17 protein-coding genes are annotated in these 19572 nt (G+C 38.6%); 4 read left to right on the top strand and 13 right to left on the bottom strand.

Annotation, left to right across the window (positions count from 1 at the left end; genetic code table 11):
- Window positions 1-77: 77 nt before the first annotated feature.
- Window positions 78-263, top strand: a complete 186-nt coding sequence (locus AC5KOD_RS16140) for a hypothetical protein (RefSeq protein WP_496915606.1) — start codon at window positions 78-80, stop codon at window positions 261-263.
- A gap of 226 nt (window positions 264-489) precedes the next feature.
- Here the strand turns inward: AC5KOD_RS16140 and mnmA are convergent, their stop codons facing one another.
- The 13 genes from mnmA to AC5KOD_RS16075 form a co-directional block, all read right to left on the bottom strand.
- Window positions 490-1617: a tRNA 2-thiouridine(34) synthase MnmA gene (mnmA, locus tag AC5KOD_RS16135; RefSeq protein WP_496915605.1), complete on the bottom strand. Its 1128-nt coding sequence runs from the start codon at window positions 1615-1617 to the stop codon at window positions 490-492.
- Window positions 1618-2179: 562 nt separating this feature from the next.
- On the bottom strand, window positions 2180-2602 hold the full coding sequence (locus AC5KOD_RS16130) for a hypothetical protein (protein ID WP_496915604.1): 423 nt from the start codon (window positions 2600-2602) through the stop codon (window positions 2180-2182).
- Between the two features lie 71 nt (window positions 2603-2673).
- A complete protein-coding gene (locus AC5KOD_RS16125; protein WP_496915603.1) occupies window positions 2674-2865 on the bottom strand; it encodes a type II toxin-antitoxin system HicA family toxin in 192 nt (63 codons plus the stop codon).
- A gap of 245 nt (window positions 2866-3110) precedes the next feature.
- Window positions 3111-3458, bottom strand: coding sequence for a DUF1831 domain-containing protein (locus AC5KOD_RS16120; protein WP_496915602.1), 348 nt, complete (start codon window positions 3456-3458; stop codon window positions 3111-3113).
- A 70-nt stretch (window positions 3459-3528) separates the two neighbouring features.
- Window positions 3529-4674 (bottom strand): cysteine desulfurase family protein, encoded by a 1146-nt coding sequence (locus AC5KOD_RS16115; RefSeq protein WP_496915601.1) that lies wholly within the window; start codon window positions 4672-4674, stop codon window positions 3529-3531.
- A gap of 211 nt (window positions 4675-4885) precedes the next feature.
- The gene (locus AC5KOD_RS16110) at window positions 4886-5035 is read right to left on the bottom strand and encodes an AraC family transcriptional regulator (protein ID WP_496915600.1); all 150 of its coding nucleotides are present in this window, start codon (window positions 5033-5035) and stop codon (window positions 4886-4888) included.
- A 22-nt stretch (window positions 5036-5057) separates the two neighbouring features.
- Entirely contained in the window at window positions 5058-7088 is a 2031-nt protein-coding gene (locus AC5KOD_RS16105; RefSeq protein WP_496915599.1) for a hypothetical protein, read from the bottom strand.
- A gap of 48 nt (window positions 7089-7136) precedes the next feature.
- Window positions 7137-10256 carry an alpha-mannosidase gene (locus AC5KOD_RS16100; RefSeq protein ID WP_496915598.1) on the bottom strand — a complete coding sequence of 1040 codons (3120 nt, stop codon included), beginning with the start codon at window positions 10254-10256 and terminating at the stop codon, window positions 7137-7139.
- 6 nt (window positions 10257-10262) lie between these two features.
- Window positions 10263-11093 (bottom strand): carbohydrate ABC transporter permease, encoded by an 831-nt coding sequence (locus tag AC5KOD_RS16095; RefSeq protein ID WP_496915597.1) that lies wholly within the window; start codon window positions 11091-11093, stop codon window positions 10263-10265.
- Between the two features lie 9 nt (window positions 11094-11102).
- Window positions 11103-11993: a carbohydrate ABC transporter permease gene (locus tag AC5KOD_RS16090; RefSeq protein ID WP_496915596.1), complete on the bottom strand. Its 891-nt coding sequence runs from the start codon at window positions 11991-11993 to the stop codon at window positions 11103-11105.
- Between the two features lie 133 nt (window positions 11994-12126).
- The gene (locus tag AC5KOD_RS16085; RefSeq protein ID WP_496915595.1) at window positions 12127-13494 is read right to left on the bottom strand and encodes an extracellular solute-binding protein; all 1368 of its coding nucleotides are present in this window, start codon (window positions 13492-13494) and stop codon (window positions 12127-12129) included.
- Window positions 13495-13742: 248 nt separating this feature from the next.
- Window positions 13743-14516 (bottom strand): HAD family hydrolase, encoded by a 774-nt coding sequence (locus tag AC5KOD_RS16080; protein ID WP_496915594.1) that lies wholly within the window; start codon window positions 14514-14516, stop codon window positions 13743-13745.
- 39 nt (window positions 14517-14555) lie between these two features.
- On the bottom strand, window positions 14556-14840 hold the full coding sequence (locus AC5KOD_RS16075; RefSeq protein WP_496915593.1) for a hypothetical protein: 285 nt from the start codon (window positions 14838-14840) through the stop codon (window positions 14556-14558).
- Window positions 14841-15236: 396 nt separating this feature from the next.
- Here AC5KOD_RS16075 and AC5KOD_RS16070 point away from each other — a divergent pair, with 396 nt between their 5' ends.
- From AC5KOD_RS16070 to AC5KOD_RS16060, 3 genes are read left to right on the top strand one after another with little or no spacing between them, the layout of a single operon-like run.
- The gene (locus AC5KOD_RS16070; protein ID WP_496915592.1) at window positions 15237-16430 is read left to right on the top strand and encodes a hypothetical protein; all 1194 of its coding nucleotides are present in this window, start codon (window positions 15237-15239) and stop codon (window positions 16428-16430) included.
- 51 nt (window positions 16431-16481) lie between these two features.
- Window positions 16482-17999, top strand: a complete 1518-nt coding sequence (gene wsfD / locus AC5KOD_RS16065) for a glycan biosynthesis hexose transferase WsfD (protein WP_496915591.1) — start codon at window positions 16482-16484, stop codon at window positions 17997-17999.
- Window positions 17989-19569, top strand: a complete 1581-nt coding sequence (locus AC5KOD_RS16060; protein ID WP_496915590.1) for a hypothetical protein — start codon at window positions 17989-17991, stop codon at window positions 19567-19569. The genes wsfD and AC5KOD_RS16060 overlap by 11 nt, the downstream gene beginning before the upstream one ends.
- The last annotated feature ends 3 nt before the right edge of the window (window positions 19570-19572 follow it).

Raw genomic sequence — 19572 nt, 5'->3', positions numbered from 1 at the left:
ACTAGTAAGCTGAATAAATTCGGCTCTCTTCTTTCTATTTATGCTATACTTAGCCTAATAGAAAGAAGGAGAGAGACATGTCTAAATTATTCACCCTTGTTAGAATTCTGACCTATCTTGTTTTGATTGCCAATCAAATCCTTGGCTTTGCTAAAGGTCCTTTGGTGGTTATCTTAGCAATTGCTGCCGTCATTTTCCTTTGCTATGACGCCTATGAAGTTATCTCTAACTATAGACAGAATCGTAAAAAAGAACAAAAATGAGGTCATTCGTTTTAGGTGTCATCCATGGCTTAATCCCAATAAAAGAGTGAGGTAAGCGTTAAAACACGCCTACCTCACTCTTTCTCTATGTATCCTGTTATATAATCGAAAGTGCCCGTTTCACTTCCAGCTAACCCAAGCTGAAAGTCCCACAAGCACTCTCAATTATTCCGATCTTTAGAGAGGATATATATTTCCGACTTATTTTATGGAATGTATGTATCTATTAAATATATTGTAATTCTTTTGCTCCATTGAAAGCCAAATCTATCATACCGCCGCCTAAGCATTCATCACCTTCATAAAAAACCACAGCTTGCCCAGGTGTAATAGCCCTGACTGGCTCATCAAACACGACCGTTGCTTTTGTTGAATCACTCGGATCTAACGTAACGGTTACCCCCGTATCCTGTTGGCGATAGCGAAATTTAGCCGTACAGCGGAATTCAGCTGGATGCTCCTCTTCCGTTGTAAAATGAATCTCACTGGCTTTTAGATGAGTTGAATACAGTGTTGGGTGATGAAACCCTTGTCCAACATACAAGGTATTAGTGGATAGGTCTTTACCAATTACAAACCACGGATCAGGATTTTCCCCACCGCCACCAATTCCTAGCCCTTGCCGCTGACCAATTGTATAGTACATCAAGCCTGCATGTTGACCTTTGACCTCGCCATTTTCTGCCACCATATTGCCAGGCTTAGCTGGTAGATACTTTCCTAGAAACTCTTTAAAATTCTTTTCACCAATAAAACAAACCCCAGTTGAATCTTTTTTCTTAGCTGTTGCCAGTCCGGCTTTTTCAGCAATTTCTCGCACTTCAGGCTTTTGTAAGTGACCTAAAGGAAACATTGTTTTAGCTAATTGAGCTTGTGATAATTGACTTAAAAAATACGTTTGATCTTTATTATTATCCACACCACGTAGCATATGAGAGACACCTTGCTCATCACGAACTACTTGAGCATAATGACCAGTCGCTACATAATCTGCACCAAGCTGTAAGGCATAATCAAGAAATGCTTTAAATTTAATTTCTTTATTACACATCACATCTGGATTTGGCGTACGGCCACGACGATACTCCTCTAAGAAATATTCAAACACACGGTCCCAATACTCCTTTTCGAAATTAACCGAATAATAAGGAATACCAATTTGGTTGGCAACTTTCGCTACATCCTTATAATCCTCTGTTGCTGTACATACACCATTATCATCGGTATCATCCCAATTTTTCATAAAGATACCCACAACATCATATCCTTGTTCTTTCAAGAGTAAGGCCGTTACAGATGAATCAACGCCACCACTCATGCCGACGACAACGCGTGTCTTGCTGTTGTCTGTCATACTATCACCATCATTTCTGTTGAATTCTGAAAAATCTACGATTTGAAGGTCGGATTTCAGTATTTTCTATTATAGTCTTTTTTTTGATAAATTACATCCTTTTGAACCAACTTTCTATCAAACTCTTAGAACTAATCCATCCAAAGATACTAACTACCTCCGATTTAAATAGTAGATTGTTACTAACTATCAAGACGCTTCTTATTCTACATAGCATCTAGCTATCAGATAAACTAGCTTAAAGACAAACAAACTAATTCTAACAAATCATTCTCTATCATTTTTTCATATATGAAAATTAATAAATCGTCGCCCTGGCTTATGATAAGCTATAGTTGCTATCAAGAATACACTAATTTCCTCTTATTTATGCTGACATTCCCCATTCTAAAAGATAGCAGATGGTCAGGCTTTCTGAACGGATTGCCTGACTTTTTTGACCATTCTTCCTTTAGAAAGACTAAAATTGTAACGAGAGCCGTCAGACCTCGCTTGCTGATTTTAACGACAAACGAAAAAGCACGCATCCTTTCAAAGCGTTTGCGCGCCTTCTCATAGCTAATTAATTACTAATTGACAAATCTTTTTCTATTTTACTTTGCACATACTTAGAAAGGCTAATACCCTTCAACTCTATATAATGTTCTTGATACTTTGGAATTGAAATAGTTTTCTTAACAGCTTCACTTCCAAATTTATCAAAAATCTCTCTTAAAGTGACTGAAATTAACGAAAATAATTCATTTTCTTTTTTAGTTGATTCGAGTTGGTTATACTCTTCTAAACTCAGCTCTGGAAAAGAGTCGCCATCCTTGTACAAATCATATAACGTGAATTCCAGACTACTTTTTGCGAGCTCGATTGCTTCTGACAAGCTCTCAGCATTTCCATAAATAGATAACTTTTCTCCAGGATACTCAAAATAATAATCATCCTCGGCTAGTTTAGTAATTTTCATAGCTAACACGACGTTATTATTACCCATACATTAATTCCTCCTTTCGATTTTTACTTATACCATCTTTACAAGTGCCATATACTAAGACCTAGGACTAATCACTTTAGCCCCAAATCTTTTAGAATCTTCTGCTCTGTCCCTTTTGGTAGGTCCTTATTAGCGTGAACAACAACGGTTACTTTTTGTTTTGTTACTTTATGTTGTAATCTGTGATGAGATCCCGTCACTCTCAGTAGTTCCCAACCGTTTTTCTTAGCTAATTTGAGCAAATCTCTTCCTGTCATAGGCATAATAAAGATTTCCTCCTTTTGAAGTTAATTTTATTATAACATACTTTTACGTAAAAACTAACACTATTACGTAAAAGTATGTAACCATTTCATTAACTACTAATTTCACAAGATCGCTCACACTTATCTATCATTCTTATCTGAAATTTAGTTCTCTTGAAAGATATGTAGAATAAAAAAAGATTGCATCTTTTGTGCGTCTTTCTTCTAATAGGAAGAAAAGCATAAAGCGCAATCTGTTGTTACTATTGGGTTACTTTTTCAAAACAACCGCGATCAATCATTCCATCCATTAAGAAATAGAATTTTTCTTGGTTCATCTCAAATTTTTCATTACTAAAAATATTCATTGCTTTCATCCCATTAGCAGTCGTCACCGACATTTTTAATGAGTTCAAATCCTCAGCCACGGTGATTTTTAATTTGAATCCTTGATTGCTCTGAGGCGTTGCATCCAATGGACGAATTAATTGTAAATTCCCTGAATTTGTTTCAGTAAAGCCATTATCTCTCAATGTATATTTCTTAGCGTCCTTGCCGATTTTATAAGACACTGGACAGCCTAATACTGTTGCTTGTTTTTCAAATGCCATTTAATTCACCTCTATCTCATTATTATATCTACATTATACTAATAAAATCATGACTCGTCCATGACATTTACTAATTCCTCAAGCGATCCACTACTGCAATCAGCTTTTCAATAAACTCGTCAATCTTTTCAACCGTATTTCCCAAGCCAAAGCTTATGCGTAAGGATTCCTTGGTACTTTCATGACCTTTTCCGTACATCGCTTCTAGCACGTGGGACGGCTCAACATTGCCCGCTGTGCAAGCTGATCCAATGGACACTGACACGCCTTGAAGATCAAGATGCATTAATAAAAGATCATTAGGGATACCCTTTAGCCAGATATTTAATAGATGCGGCGATCTAGATGCCTGACCACCATTTACTATAAATGGTATATCGGCTTCAGTTAAGGCCTCTGTAATCATCCAGGTAAAACGTTCATACAAAGCTATTCTTTTAGCCTTCTCCACAGGTGTCAGCAGTTCAACCGCTGTCGCTAATCCCATAATTCCCGCAAGATTTTCTGTTCCTGGACGTCGTTTCTCCTCTTGCTCGCCTCCATGTAAAAGAGTGGGCAAGCTGATTCCATCTCGGCTGTATAAAAAGCCAATCCCTTTAGGTCCATTAATTTTATGAGCCGTCGCACTAAGAAAATCCACTCCCAGAGCTTTAACATCTAATTCATCTAACCCAAAGGCTTGAACGGCATCTGTGTGAAAATAAGCCGAATGTTCTTTCAACAGCTGACCAATTTCTCTAATTGGAAATCGATGACCTGTTTCATTATTAGTTAACATCAGAGATACCAAAATTGTGTCTTCCCTCAGCGCTTTGGCGACTGTTTCTACTTCCAATTCACCTTGCTCCGTCACTGGTAAATAAGTAATTTCAAACCCTTGATGAGCAAGCTCTTTCATCATGTTTAAAACAGCTGGATGCTCAACAGCCGAGGTAATGATATGTTTCCCTTCAGCCTGACGCGCATAAGCGGTTTGAATAATCGCGCTATTATCGCTCTCGGTGCCACCACTCGTAAAAATTATTTCATGGTCGTTCGCATTCAAGCTTTTAGCAATCGTGCTACGCGCTTCTTCTAACAATCCATGAGCTTGTCGTCCCTGCTGGTGAATACTAGAAGGATTACCGAAAACAGTCGTCATAATTTCGGTCATTTTTTCAATTACAAGTGGGTGCATCGGTGTCGTTGCCCCATGATCCAAATAGATTCTTTCCATAGCAGTCAGTCCTTTTTAGTTAGTCACATTTACAGCTAAGTATACCTCAAAAAGGTCTATCATGCCATAACTATGCTGGTGGTAGAGTTTGTTCCCTCATATCGATTGCTCCCACTCATTTCATACTCAAAACAACCAAAAAAAGGCGAAAAAATATGAAGTACTTTTTTTCACCTTCTTTTGGTTGTTTCATTCGTAATTTACTAGACTATTAACAATCTCGCATAAATTGCCCTGGTGATTGCCCCTCAAACTGCTTAAAAATACGAATAAAGGTATTAACATTGTTACAGCCGACCAACTCTGACACCTCGTTGACCTTGTACTTCCCAGTCGACAATAGCTCCTTCGCCTTATCCACCTTTAAAGCATTGATATAATTCTTAAAGCTTGTCCCCCGTTGCCTCTTTGATTACACGACTAACATACGATTCTGACAAATTAAAACGAGAGGCAATATCCGTTAAAGAAATGTCCCCTTGATAGTTTTCCCGTAAATACTCAACAATTCGCTCTGGTGTCGTCTTGTCAGTTCCTTCATAGACTGCCTTTACTTCCTGAATCAGTCGTGTAAAAATATGGACAAAGGCATCCTCTAACACGATCGGATCGTTACTAGTAATCTTTTCAAACAGTAAGTAGTGAGCCTTGGAAAACTCTAGAAAAGATTTATTTACATAATTTAAACTGCGCTTAATAGTATTAATCAAGGCATATTTAAATTCGATTATACTGTGAATATTCATCTGCCGTTTACTAAAATTCTCATGAGTTAACTCAACAATATACTTAATTCCTTCTCCATAGTGTTTAGTTTTTAATGTGTTTAAAAACAACTGCTCAGACTCTAAGCTATAATTGTAGTCTTCGCGATTTTTTATAGCAGGACTCTTAGTTGAAATAATCTTAGTTTCCACAAAAGAATACTTAACAGCCAACAGGCTCAACGCTTCGTTGTAAGCATGTGGCAGACGAGAAATATCCGCAATGGGATTAGCAATCGTAAAGGTAATATCAACAGCATTTTCTTTCTCAATCAGATTCTTTAATGCCTCAAGAACTGACGTAACTTCTCGCTGATTCTTCTCTAAGAAAAACAAACAAAAACGACGATAATCAATCGCTACTGGCATAAAAAGCTGACTATTAGTCGAAGCTTGATAGGTTTGAATGATCCGTTTTCGTAAAGTCAGGACATTAAATTCACTTAAATTAGCCTCCAGCTCTGAAATTCCTTCGAGCGACAATACGACCAGTGTTCCACCGTTACGGTAAGCAGTTAGTTGCAAATCCGTTAGCTGACTGTCCAGCTTGTCTGCGGCACCAAAAATAACTTCTTTCAAAAACTCTTCCTGCATCGCATACAGCGACTTAGAGTACTCTAACTCCAACTCCTGATTAGCAGCATTAATCCGTTTAATATTTTCTAAAATAAAATCAAGTTCATTTTGATCAGACAATAAATCCTTACGATCGACTTCCTCTTGACCATCGTCCAGATTTTGTAAGATTTTTTTTATCGGCATATAATTCTTGCGACTAGTAAAAAAGACAATCCCTATTCCCATAATAGTTAAGGAAGATAACATCCAAATTAAGCTGCTGATAGATTCTTTTGTTAATGACCTTGTTTGCTTTTTAGGTAACCCGTAATAATAGGTTAAAGACTGAATCACACTTGAACGCTTCATATAAAAAGACTGGCTACCTAATTCTGCTAATGAGACGTGACCGTTACTATCACTCCCTTTAGGCAAGCCCTGATTGAGTGCCTCAGAGCGACCTATTTCAAAGAGTCGACTATCTTGATTGCCAAAAACAAAGGTTCCAGTATTATTAGGCAAGCTATCAGGCAGCACGACACTGTTATCGAAAACAATAAAATAATAAATGCTTTTGTACGTACTCTCTTGAGTTTGCTTGATAATCATGATTGATTTATCTTTTCCAGCGATATATTCATACTTAGAATTAGTTTTGTTTGACAGAATATTTTTGATTCGGTATAACTCTTTTTCTAGCTCCAAGTGTTTGATATAATCATCAAAAAGAAAATAACCATCAGCTGATACAATGTAGCCATTAATATCCTTGGCAACGCCGATATTAAACCCAAGCTGACTAATAGAAAATAAATTGTTAACGATATCATCATAAAGCGTTGAAAAAGATGAAAACTGATTGCCCTCTTCACGTAAATACTGATCGATACTCTCTTTTTCAGATAAAAAATTAATATACGTAAATAAAACCTCTAAACGATTATCAATTGATAAACTGGTTTTCTCTAGAAACTGTTCGTTCAAGCTTTTATTCTGATAATCCAAGCGTTCATAATGCTTAGCAATCGTCGTCCACATCAATAAACCACTGTATAAAAAAACAACAATAGAGAAGGTTAGAAATGTTCTCAAAAGCAAGTTCCTCTTAAACATTCTCTCCCCCTCTCTATTTGCAAACATTTAGCTTAAAATAAAGGTTTTTATTTCAAATGGATGTAACGTAAAGCTGATCTCCTGACTACTATGGCTCTCAAAGCCAGTCGTATCCTCCATCAAATTACACTCAGACCAATTAGAAAAAGTCACATTTGGCTGCAAGTCTATTTGACGGGTATCACCTGTATGATCGTGTAGACGAAGCACTAAGCCTTGCCCTTCTTCCGCTACTTTTATAGCATCAATTATAACACATTGCTCACTCCTAATTACAAATTCTGCTGCAATTTTCGCAGCCCCTTTTAAAATAGTTAGCGGATTATTCAACTGCCAAGCCTCTTCAACAGTCTGTCCTGCAATAAAATCGCCTGTATGAGGTAATAAACTGTATGTAAAGACATGATGTCCCACATCCGCTTGAGGATCAGGATAAATCCCTCCTTTTAGTAGCGAAAGTGTCATCGTTTGTTCCTTAACTGAATGACCGTATTTCGAATCATTCAGTAAACTAACCCCATAGCTGCGCTCTGAAAAATCAACCCATTGATGAGCAACACTCTCAAAACGTGCCGTATCCCAACTAGTATTCCAATGAGTCGGACGCTTAACACTACCGTACTGGATATCGTAAGTCGCTTCTGTCTGACGAATTGCCACATCAAAGTGAGTTTTCAACAGTTGTTGACGTTCTCGCCAATCAACCTCTGTTCTAAAATCTATTCGACGAAAGTCTCTGTAGACGGTCAGATATTGAACCATCTTCGATTCACCAAACTCATAGTGAAAGGCAACCGTTGTTAGAAAAGCTGTCTGTTCCACTACACAAACCTTCTCGGCTGTTAACACATGACTTTTCTCAGTATAGAACAAGTCAATATCCCACGCGTCATAATCAATTGGCTTATCTTCGTAAAGCTTCAAGTAATTGCCTAAGCCCCCATCGGCTATGACCTGACGCTTATTAAGCTTGTCATAAATTGAAACCAGTTGCCCCTTGGGATTCCACTTCAACAGATAGTAGTGACTATTTAATTCTCCAGTAGCTAGGTCAATCTCAGCAGACAGTTCGTCACATGTCTCTTTCGGTTTGCCCGCCACAAAGCGTATCTGTTGACTCCCCATGGGACTAATTTCTGGTGTCTCAATTCTATAGCCATTCGCCGTTCGTTCAGCGTTTAAGGTCTCACCCACTTCGCTTAAGAAATACCCTTCCTCAGCTTCTTCAATCAAGACTAATTCTCTTCGAGGCCATGTCGCTGTATTATAGACCGTCCAAACGCCTGCTATTGGGTCATGGCTAAACTGGACCATGGCCTCTTCAATCTTATCCGCAATCTTTAAGGCAGTTTCGTACTCAATTTTATTATCCTGATAAACCTCTTCGATAGATGACCCCGGAATAATATCATGAAATTGATTACGCAAGATAATCGTCCAGCCTTGCTTAAACAACTCCATAAGCCCTTCGTGTTCAGGTTTATCTACTAGCAACGACACTAGAATTTCCAATTCTCGGTATCGAAGTTCCAATAAACGGTTCATCTTTTTCACATAAGCCTGAGACGTATAAGTTCCTCGGTGATACTCTAAATACAACTCACCATCCCACTTATGAACATAGCCGTCAGTGTTTTCCACTGTTTCATGAAGTTCTCTAAAAAACTCATCTGCTCGTCCTGTTTCTATTTGAGGTAAGCCTGGAATTTTGTTAATCCGTCGACGCTTTTCTAACATATCGCGATTGACTCCGCCACCGCCATCACCGTACCCATATGACAACAACAGCTGCTCATTAATCTCCTTGTCGCGATAACTATCGTAAATGCCTTTCACTGTGGCAGGTTCTATTAATCCATTATATGTATAGCGCCAATCAGAGCCAACCTCCTCAGAAATTTCTGGCGTCGTCACAAAGTGTGTTAAAATCTCACTGCCGTCAATCCCCTTCCAAATAAAGGTATCATGTGGCATTCGATTAAACTGATTCCAACTGATTTTTGTGGTCATAAATGTTTTTATGCCACTTTTCAGTAAAATTTGAGGCAACGCCCAAGAGTAACCGAAAACATCTGGTAACCACAAATACTCTGTCTGTTTGTTAAATTCTTGCTTAATAAACTGAGAGCCGTATAGAAATTGACGGACAAAGGATTCCCCTGACGGAATATTACAATCCGCCTCCAGCCACATTCCACCATCGATTTCCCATCGACCTTCGGCTACTCGCTCCTTAATCTTCGCATAAATCTCAGGATAATCTTCTTTAATATACGCGTAAAGCTGGGGTTGAGTTTGTAAAAATACATAATCTGGATATTTCTCCATTAGACGTAGAACAGTCGAAAAAGAACGACTGGCTTTCTCTCTAGTATGCTTCAAGCGCCACAGCCATGCAACATCGATATGGGTATGCCCGATAGCCGTAATCTTTACGTCAGTATTCTTCGGTAGTTCGTCAATCTGAGCTTGTAGCTCTTGATTAGAAATGGCAACAGACTCATAAAATCCTGCCTTACCTACCTGAGACCAATCAATGATTTTTAGTGCTTTTTCTACTACTTTCACTAAGCTCACACGTGTCGGATCATTATCATCTAACAGCGCAATTGTCTTAACCAAGGTATCCGTTGTATAGTAAAAATCATCCACTGCCAAATCTAATTCAGCTAAATCAGCACATACAAAACGGTGCTCTTGGATCGTTTTTGGTCCGCCACCTTCTAGTCCTGACCAAAGCTTTAGACTAAGTTGCAACGTTTTCCCCGCCATCTCAGCAGGTAAAAAGACTTCCTGATGATTCGAGTCTACCCCTTGATAAGGCTCATTATTAATAAACAATAACGACTCAAAACCAGAATTATGCCCGCCACCCGTTCTACCAAAATCAAATAATAAGAGACAACCATCTGTCATGGTATCAGGAATGACTAATTCTGTGCTAATCCATAAATAATAATCCCGTCCTTCCCAACGATCCCCAACTTTAAAGGACCGCTCTTCTGCTACCACTCGCTCTGCTGGGTATTTATCCTGTTTCGTTAAATCCTCCACCACTTGCCAGCCCTCAATAGCTTGCCGCTGACGGTAACGATATGGCGCGATTTCTGCTACCCGAGCTTGAAACTTACGCATCTGTAAACTCATTCTTTTCTATCCTTTCGTAGCTCCGCCTAAGCTAAATCCCTTAGACATGAAATTTTGTGATAACGCATATAAAGCAACCACTGGTATTGTATAAATAACTGAAAAAGCGGCTAAGCGCCCATAATTTACCATGCCGAAATTACCAAAAAATTGAAAAATTGTCACTGAAGCCGGCATTTTTTCTGGTGATTGAATCAAGATATAAGGGACAAAAAAGTTACCCCAGCTCCCTGAAAAAGTGAAGATTGCCACTGTAAAAATTCCCGGCACAATCAACGGCGCCACAATCTTATAAACCCCTTGCCACGAAGAAGCACCATCCACCCAGGCGGATTCCTCTAACTCAATCGGGACTGAATCCATAAAGTTCTTCATCATCCAAATGCCATATGGTAAAGAAGAAGCGGTTAGGAAGAAGGTCACTGCCACGATCGAATCTTGAAATTTTAAATAAAGAAACAACTGATAAACAGGTACCATGACCGCCGTCATTGGTAATGAGGTTAAAAATAAAATAGTCATCATAAAGCTTTTTTTAAATTTCAATTGATAACGAGACAATGGATACGCTGCTAAGACTGACAGAGCAACGACTAAAATGGCCTGTGTCCCAGACATACCTAACCCAATGAAGAATGAGCGAATAATTGACGGGTCCGTCAAAATTGACGTAAAATTTGCAAAAGTAAGCTTTTCAGGTACCTTTAATGATTGAATCGCGCCTGTGTCAACTGAAGCAAAAATCATCCATAATAACGGCAATAAGAACAACAAAGCTAAAAAACTCAGAATAATATAATGTACCCACTTTTCTAGTTGATGACTTCTTTTCACCATGCTGCTCACCTACACTTTCACTTTTAATGTTTTCATATATAAGAGACTCGCACCTGCACCTAAAACTAGTAATACAAGAGAAATTGCGGTTCCGTATCCAAGTTGATAGCTAACAAATGCTTGTTTATACATGAAGACTGGCAATGTAGACGTCGTCGAACCTGGACCACCGCCTGTCATTGTATAAATTAACGTAAAGACGCCCAATGTTTGTAGCGTGACGAGCATGACATTTGTCGCAATTGTTCCGCGAACCATCGGAATCGTGATATAGCGAACCACCTCCCAGCGAGTCGCACCATCCATATACGCGGCCTCTTCAACCTCCTTAGGAATATCATCTAATGCTGATTGGAAAACCATCATTGAAAATGCGGTTCCACGCCAAATATTAGCAATCACGACACTAATCATCGGAAAGGTAAACAACCAAGCAATGGGTTCTATATTAAATAACCCAACCAACGAATTAGCGGTTCCACTGTCTCCTAAAAAAGCGACCCAGCAAAAGGAGACCACGACCTCTGGCGTCACCCATGCCGCAATGATAATCAGCCCGACGATTTTGCGGAAATGGCGATTTTTTTCTTTCATCAAAAACGCGATTAGAAAACCAAAAAAGCATTGGCCTAAAACGGCCGAGAATAAAACAAACACAACAGTATTCCAGACACTGATACGAAACTCTGGATCTTGGAACATTCTGACAAAGTTATCAAAGCCGATAAAGTGCAAATTACTTGCATCTGCCCCTGTTAATGAAAGATTGGTAAACGAAAACAGGACAGTTAAGACCATTGGACTAATAAAAAAGATTAAAAGTAAAATTAATGATGGCGAAAGAAACATCAGTGACTTCTTCGCATTTGATAGTTGATTTTTTACTGCAGTTCCATCCATTTTTCCACCTACTTAAACGTTTATAGGTAAGATAAAAGCCACTATATACATCCCGTAAAATAATCATCCTTAGAAATGATGCTTATCTGGCAGTTGCTTTTATCTTACCTCCTTCACTTATTATCGTATTCTGTTATTTCTCGTTTACATTTTCTTTTCCAACAATTCGACTCACATTATCTGCATATTGTTTAGCCGCCTCTTTTGGCGTCTTACTACCACTGGCGACAGCTTCTACCATATTTTGAATTTCAGTTGAGACATTTGGGTATTTGTCGTTCGCTGGACGAAAATACGCATTTTCCAACATTTCTGTCGCTTCAGCCATAAATGGAACTTCTTTGTATTCCGGCACCTCAGCCGCATCTCCACGAACAGTCAGATTTCCTTGGGCTAGAGCACGAGCTGCTTGTTCATCTTTTGTTCCTAAAGCTTGGATGACACGCCAAGATTCATCATGATTTTTACTCTTCTTGGGAATAGACCATGACCAGCCACCAGCCATAGTTGTCGTACCAGGCGCTTCTCCCTTTTGCGTCGGCATAGCTGCGAAGCCAAAACGTTCTGTTGCATTGTCAATCGGTACCACACCATCACTCTTGTAGTTACCGATATTCCAAATGCCATCTAAAATAATGGCCGCCTCATCATTTGGAAATTTCTCTTGAAATAAAACGGAGCCATAATTACTGTTCATCGCAACTGAAAGTGACGGTCCTACTTTTTCTTTATTGTAAACATCATCAATAAAAGTTAAAGAATCTTCGATTCCAGCGGTATTAACATTCCACTTTTTGGTTTCCGTGTCAAACAAGGTATCTTTAGTACCATATAACAACATTTCAAAGGTCTGCATTGAAACAGACTCCCCGTTGGCTTTTGCTACGCCCATTGAAAATGGAATAACTTTTGGTGCTTTTTCCTTCACTGTTTTTGCTGCATCCATGATGTCTTGCCAACTCTCTGGCTGCCAATCAACAGGTAAACCAACCTCTTTAAACACATTTTTGTTGTACCATAAGCCACGAGAATCTGTCACCCCTGGTACCGCATAAAGAACCCCGTCCTCACCAGTTGACCCAGCTTTCAAGTTTTCTGTATACTCTGACCATTCTGACCACTCTTTTACCTTGTCATCGAGTGGGAGTAAATAGCCTGCATTCGCATCCGAATTTAGCATAAAGGTGTCTTCCGCTACTACATCTGGTGCCGTACTTTCTGACTGCATCGATAACGCAACCTTAGAGAAGTAATCCCCTTCACTTGCCGTAATTGGCGATAAGACTAATTTTATATCTGAATTATCCTTTTCAAATTTTTTCGCAAACTCTTCTAAATAGGTTCGTAATGTATCGACTTCTCCCGTATCACGCCACGTAACTTTTATCTCTGTCTTGCCTGATGCTTTGGTAGCCTCTTTGTCCTTATTATTAGAACAGCCTGCTAATACCGTCACTAATGCTACACTAAAAATGAGCCCTAATACTGTCAATTTCTTCATTAAATGTTCCCCCTTAATAGGTTATATAGAACTAAACTGTCATCGCTTTCATTTCGGCCGAAATAAGTGCGTTCAACTACTGTTATCATATCGGAAAGCTACTGTCGAAACTATCGGTATTATTCATGATTATCCTCATTAGCCCCCCAAATGACAAGAAAGCGATAGAAGGTCAATTTATCGATATTTTTCTCAACAAAAAAACAATCCCGCTAACTAGATTCAGTCAGTCGCGATTGTTTTCTTTATTAAATAAGATTCAACCCTTTTAATGCTAATTGAATACCATCCTCATCGTTACTCGCCGTCACTTCATTGGCACAAGCTTGAACTGCTTGACTAGCATTTCCCATAGCAACTCCATGACCAACTAATGTTAACATTTCCCGATCATTATCACCGTCGCCAAATGCAATCGTATCAGCCAGTGATAAGCCCAATTTTGCTGCTAATATTTCAATTGTTTTCGCTTTAGAGCCTCCTAATGGAATCGCGTCTACCCCAACTTCATGCCAACGAACAAAATCAAACATGTTAAAATCAGCATAAATATCATCTTGTTCTACAGCATGAAACGTCAGTGCTTGATAAACTGGCTCATTACGATAAAAATCCGCCTCATAATCTGGTACACCAGACCCAAAGCTTGTCATTGCCGCAAGTTGATTGCTACCGACCTTTTCTTTATAACGACGCATGCCATATAGGCCTTGAAAAATCAAATCCAACTGTGCCTGATCCGCGATCTGAACCAATTGCTCGACTCCATCAGGATCTAAAGGAGAGCTATGCACCAGCTCATGGTTTAAAAATGCAGCAGAGCCATTACAACAAATGTAGTGATCAAAATCTACCGCCTCTATTACTTCTTTGGCTAAAGCAAAATTCCGACCAGTTGCGATAGCTAGCTGATGGCCAGCCATCTTCAATGAATCGATGCTTTCAAGAGTACTCTGGGCAATCTCCTTCTGAGAATTTAACAAAGTACCATCAATATCAAATACAATTAACTTCGGGTTCATTTACGTACACTCCACTTCAAGAATTTGTTCCAACACCTATTATACCAGACTCGTCGAGATAAGTTTTGCCACGATGTTTGTTGCAAATTCATTGCCAGAGTCAACAATTCGGTAGCTCTCAGCATTATAGCTGAATCGCAAACATCTCATAGAACCACTTTTCTGCCAATGAACCTCTTCTAATAAACTAATCGGCATTCGGCGATTCAACTGCTTCATCATTCGAATAGGTGTTTCAATGATTAATGATGCCTCTTCATAAGATAAAGTCACATAGTAATAATCTAAACCAATTGCATCTATCATTTCAACGATTAAATTCATATTCTCTCCACCCTTTCTCTCTTAAATTCAGTATAATCTCTGGGATGGGTTTCAGGTCAAGGGGAATTTAACGGACAAAACAAACTACTTTCCTATAATAAACTATTAAATTCGGATTAAAATAGGTACCTTTAAACAAAATTATTCCTTCATTATAGTTAATAGTAACCATTCAATAACTATTCAAAAAGCTGTCCACTTAAAACACTATAGTCATAATCGCCGTTATTTCAATACCTAACTGATAAACACCTTATTATTAAAGAACACTCACCCACGATTCATCGCCTTTTCACCAAAAGCAACTACCTTACTTATTTGTTTATTTTATACTATAATATAGGGATAAATGCGACTTAATATTCAAAAAAAATCAGCATAAAATTGGAGTCCTTCATGAAAAAATCGGCTAAAGGAATGACACTCATGATAATCATCGGATTAATCGCACTTTTTCTAGTAGTGTATAGTGTCAAAAAACAGACAAACAGCTCAACAAAAGCACCTATCAGCTTGCCCACTCCCGATGAGCAGGAATCTAAGAATACAACTAGCAGTCAACCACCTCCTCTTGATGTTAACCCAGGGGACGAAAAAATTGATCGCTTACTGACGTTTATTACCGAAAAAATGAGCAATCAATACGGGATTTACACCAATTACAAGGAAACTAAACAAAACCAAGATGTCGCAACTGGTCATGAAATTCTGAGTGAATCTGCGGGCTTTATAATGGCTTTTGGTGTCAGCGCCAAGATGGAAGAACTATTTACAGCAAGCCTAAGTCAAATGGAACGAACCTTTGATAATGATAAAATTTTTAGTTACCGCTACTCACCTTTAAAGCAAAAGCTTTATCCTATCAATGCTGCAATCGATGATTTACGCCTCATTCGTGTTACTGAGACAGCATCAGAGACCTTTAACAAACCAGAGTGGCACACTTTATCTCAAAAATATGCTAAACGATTCAGCCAAACTAATCTAATTGATGATCATTTAATCGATTTTTACGACAGTGATTTGGCAAAAAAAGGCCAAGAAATTACCTTGTGCTACATTGACTTAGCCGCACTAAACTTGTTACCTCTTAGTGAAAAAAAGCACACTAAATTATTGGCAACTCAGGAAAAAATTCTAACACAAGGATACATCTCTGATCAATTTCCTTTCTATGAGTCACGCTACAATTATCAAAAAAAAGCGTATGATACCTCCCAACCAATCAACAGTGTCGAATCACTAATTTCTATTCTACACTTAGTACGTCAAGGTAAGCAGCGTTCGGAAAGTGTTGACTTCTTAAAGAAACAAACAACTAACGGACAAATTTTCAATCGTTACTCTCATCGAGGAGAGGTCCTAGATAATAATCAATCTACAGCAACCTATGCCTTAGTAGCTATCATTGCAGCTCGTTTAGGGGATAGTCATTTTTACGAAAGTGCCATTAAACAAATGGAAAAATTCCAAGTAACAGATAATCAATCCCCTTTTTACGGTGCTTTTGGCAATCCAAGTACTCAAGAATTTTATTCCTTTGATAATCTACTTGCCTTACTCGCTTATCAAGCAAATCCAGCTGCTTAGTTAACAAACTTAAACAGCGCTTTGGATGTCATCATTTTGGAGGTGAATCGATTGAGTTCGATCCAACAACTTAAACAACCACTACTAAAAATAGAACAACTTATGAAAACTTACTTGTCGCCTGCCTGGCTCAGCGTTCTCCTCATAGGAGCAATCACGAGCTGGGTTCTATTTATCACCCCTTCCCATGGTATGGCTAATAATGGCGATTTTAATAAATGGTTTGAGGCAGCAGGCCTCTATCCCTTAAAAGGTTTCACCGAAGACGGAGCTGGCTATTTTACGCGACAATACGGGATTTTACAATACTATAACCCTTCAGCAACCCAATGGCTGTCATCTCAATCAGCATTTTTAGCCATCGCACTGTTTCTAAATAAACTACTCTACAGCACCGTCATCTTTGATATGAGATTCTTAGGAGCACTCTATTTAATTTGCTATCTTGGAGCGATTTATTTGTTAACAAATGGCCTCACTGGTAAAGGACGCCAACGAGTCGATTACCTTTTAGCATTATTAGTCGCTTTTATTTTAGGAGACACTAGCTATACACTCTATTTTCGTTCCTTTTACCTACTATCGCTCGTTCTAATTACCATTGTTTACTTATTTGCACTCTCAATCGCCCTTTATCGACGCCTGTACTCTACCAAGTTACTCATCAGTTTATTTCTACTTAATGCCTTTTTACTGATTACACTCCATCAGCAGTTTACTTACGTATTGCTATTCTTACTAGCTTGGTTGGCCCTTGTCACGATTACCAGTCGGCTTTATAGCACAAAACTGTTTGCCTTATTTGGTACCTTTACCATCATTTTAGGAACTATCATCACCTTCTCGTTTATTAATTTAGGAAATCGTAACTATCAGCATTTTCAAGCCTTTTCTCAAGGCGTTATGAAAATCGATCAAACTGAAGCTGATTTAAACCAAGATGAGATGAATAGCCAATACGCCATAATAGCTGGCGAAGATTACTTTACTGAGTTTCTTCCTATTGATGTGGATGGCAATGATATTTTTAAAGACTTCTATGACCCGCTTAATCAATTTTGGCTCATGAAGCACTACCTGCGACACCCGTCACAACTGATTGAACTCATGAAAAAGACGATGCCTCAAGTGTCTCAGATTCAAGATCCTAACTTAGGAAACCTTGAACGAGGAAAAGGAGTTGCTAAGGGGACTAAAAGTAACTTTTTTAATGGGTATCAACAGCTACGTCTCGCTTACTTTCCTAAGACATTCGGTTTTTATCTGGTCTTTAGCTTAGTCATTTTGATTCTTTACGTGCCTCTAATCGTTAAATCTATTCGAAAACATAACCCTTGGCGCATGATACCGGCACTGCTTGTCTTGTCCTTTCTAGCAATGACCTATCTAAACTTTATTTCAACTATTATCAATTACGGCATTACAGGAATAGCATCACGGCTCTTTATTATTCCGTTAATTTTAGATTTAATTATCATTTTTACTATCGCAGAGCTACTTCATCGAAATCTCTGGCGACCAATTGATCCTCTAGTCATCGAACGAGGAGGGAAGCACAATGACCACTAAGACCAATTGGCTACTCTCTTTAGGTTTACTCTTACTATTTTTTAGTCATTCTACCGTATTAGCAGCAGAAACCATCAATAACGTGCAGCCCCATGACCGACTACTGCTTGTGTATGATAGCTTGGATGCTAAAGACAATGGTGACCCTGTCAAAGATAATGGTGACCAAAATATCAATCTACTACAAAGTCTCTTAACCAGTTTAAAAGTGAGTGTCACAACTGTTTCTATGGATGAGTATCAAAAAGGACAACTTGAAGACTTTAGTGGATTAATTGAAGTCATTCAAGAACCAGACTTACCTATTGCCAATCCAGCTTTTATAGAAGATCGTGACAGTTATCAAAAGCTTCGCCTTCATATTGGACAGAACTTACCAGAATCATGGCGTACCGTTTTAGATTCACCACTCAAAACAATTTATGGTGACAGCGCCACCCTTAATAGCTTGACCTTTCGAGCTAGCGAAACACTCAATAGAACTGAGGTCGTTGATCTGTTGACTGATACCAGTCATAGTAAGACCTACGGAAGCCTTGACTATGATAACGAGTTAGGTCTCTATTCTTTCGGAAGTATTAAAGATAAGGTTGCTTATCTTCCTTTCTGGCAAACAACTGGCCTTCCCTATCTCATTAGCAGTCGGCTAATCGTTGAATGGCTAGGGATTAATCAAGCCGAACGCCAGTATCCATTACTTGTCTTTGACGACTTTACACCTATTTCTGATTTTAATCTTTTGAAAGAATTACAAAAAGAACTTCAAGCAGCAGGCTTACCTTTTACTATTAGCGCAACTGGCATTTGGGATAATTTGGACATTAAAGCAGCCAATAATTATTTGAAGGCTCTCACTGAAATCTCCACTCAAAACAGTAGCTTATTTTTACAGACGCCTTTCATAAAAAACGCTAAAAGCAGTAATCAAGAACAGTTAAATACCACTATGAATACTAGTTTAAACTACTTTTTTAACAATAAAGTTTATCCAATAGGTGTTGCAACGCCTGCCTACTGGAACCATGATATCGACTATCAAAAAAATGCCTTAGGTTTTTCTGAGACCGTTCTGCTACTGCCTAATCTCAAGCGCCAAGAGCGGAGAATATCAACTACTAACCAACTTTACCAAACAACCTACGTCGGCTTTAAGCCTGATAGCTTTGACAACATTGACCTATGGGATGTTGGCGAAAAGGTCTTTTTCTCGCCCACTGCGATTGTAATTCCTTTTCCCGAAACTGAAGAAGCTCTCTCAGCTATCTTAAAGGGACTGACAAAAAAAACGTATCTCTTTGAAAATACGCTATATACCAATCATAAAGTGGTGACCTCAGATAATACCTTAGAGGTAAATAATCAACAATTCTTTCTTAATGGGCAACGAAAGTGGATTGAAACAGCTATTCCGTATAAACAAAAGAAAGAAGCTAAACCCCAAACGAGCTTAACTAGCTTTTTTGCCACACAAAATACCATTTTAACAGTCTTTATCACTGGAACACTGATCGTCTTAAGTGTCTTCCTGATTATCAGTTATATCCTATATAGACGAAAATACGAGAGGTGATTA

Source organism: Vagococcus sp. WN80Y, from assembly GCF_059621045.1.
This window is presented reverse-complemented; position numbering and strand designations above follow the sequence as displayed.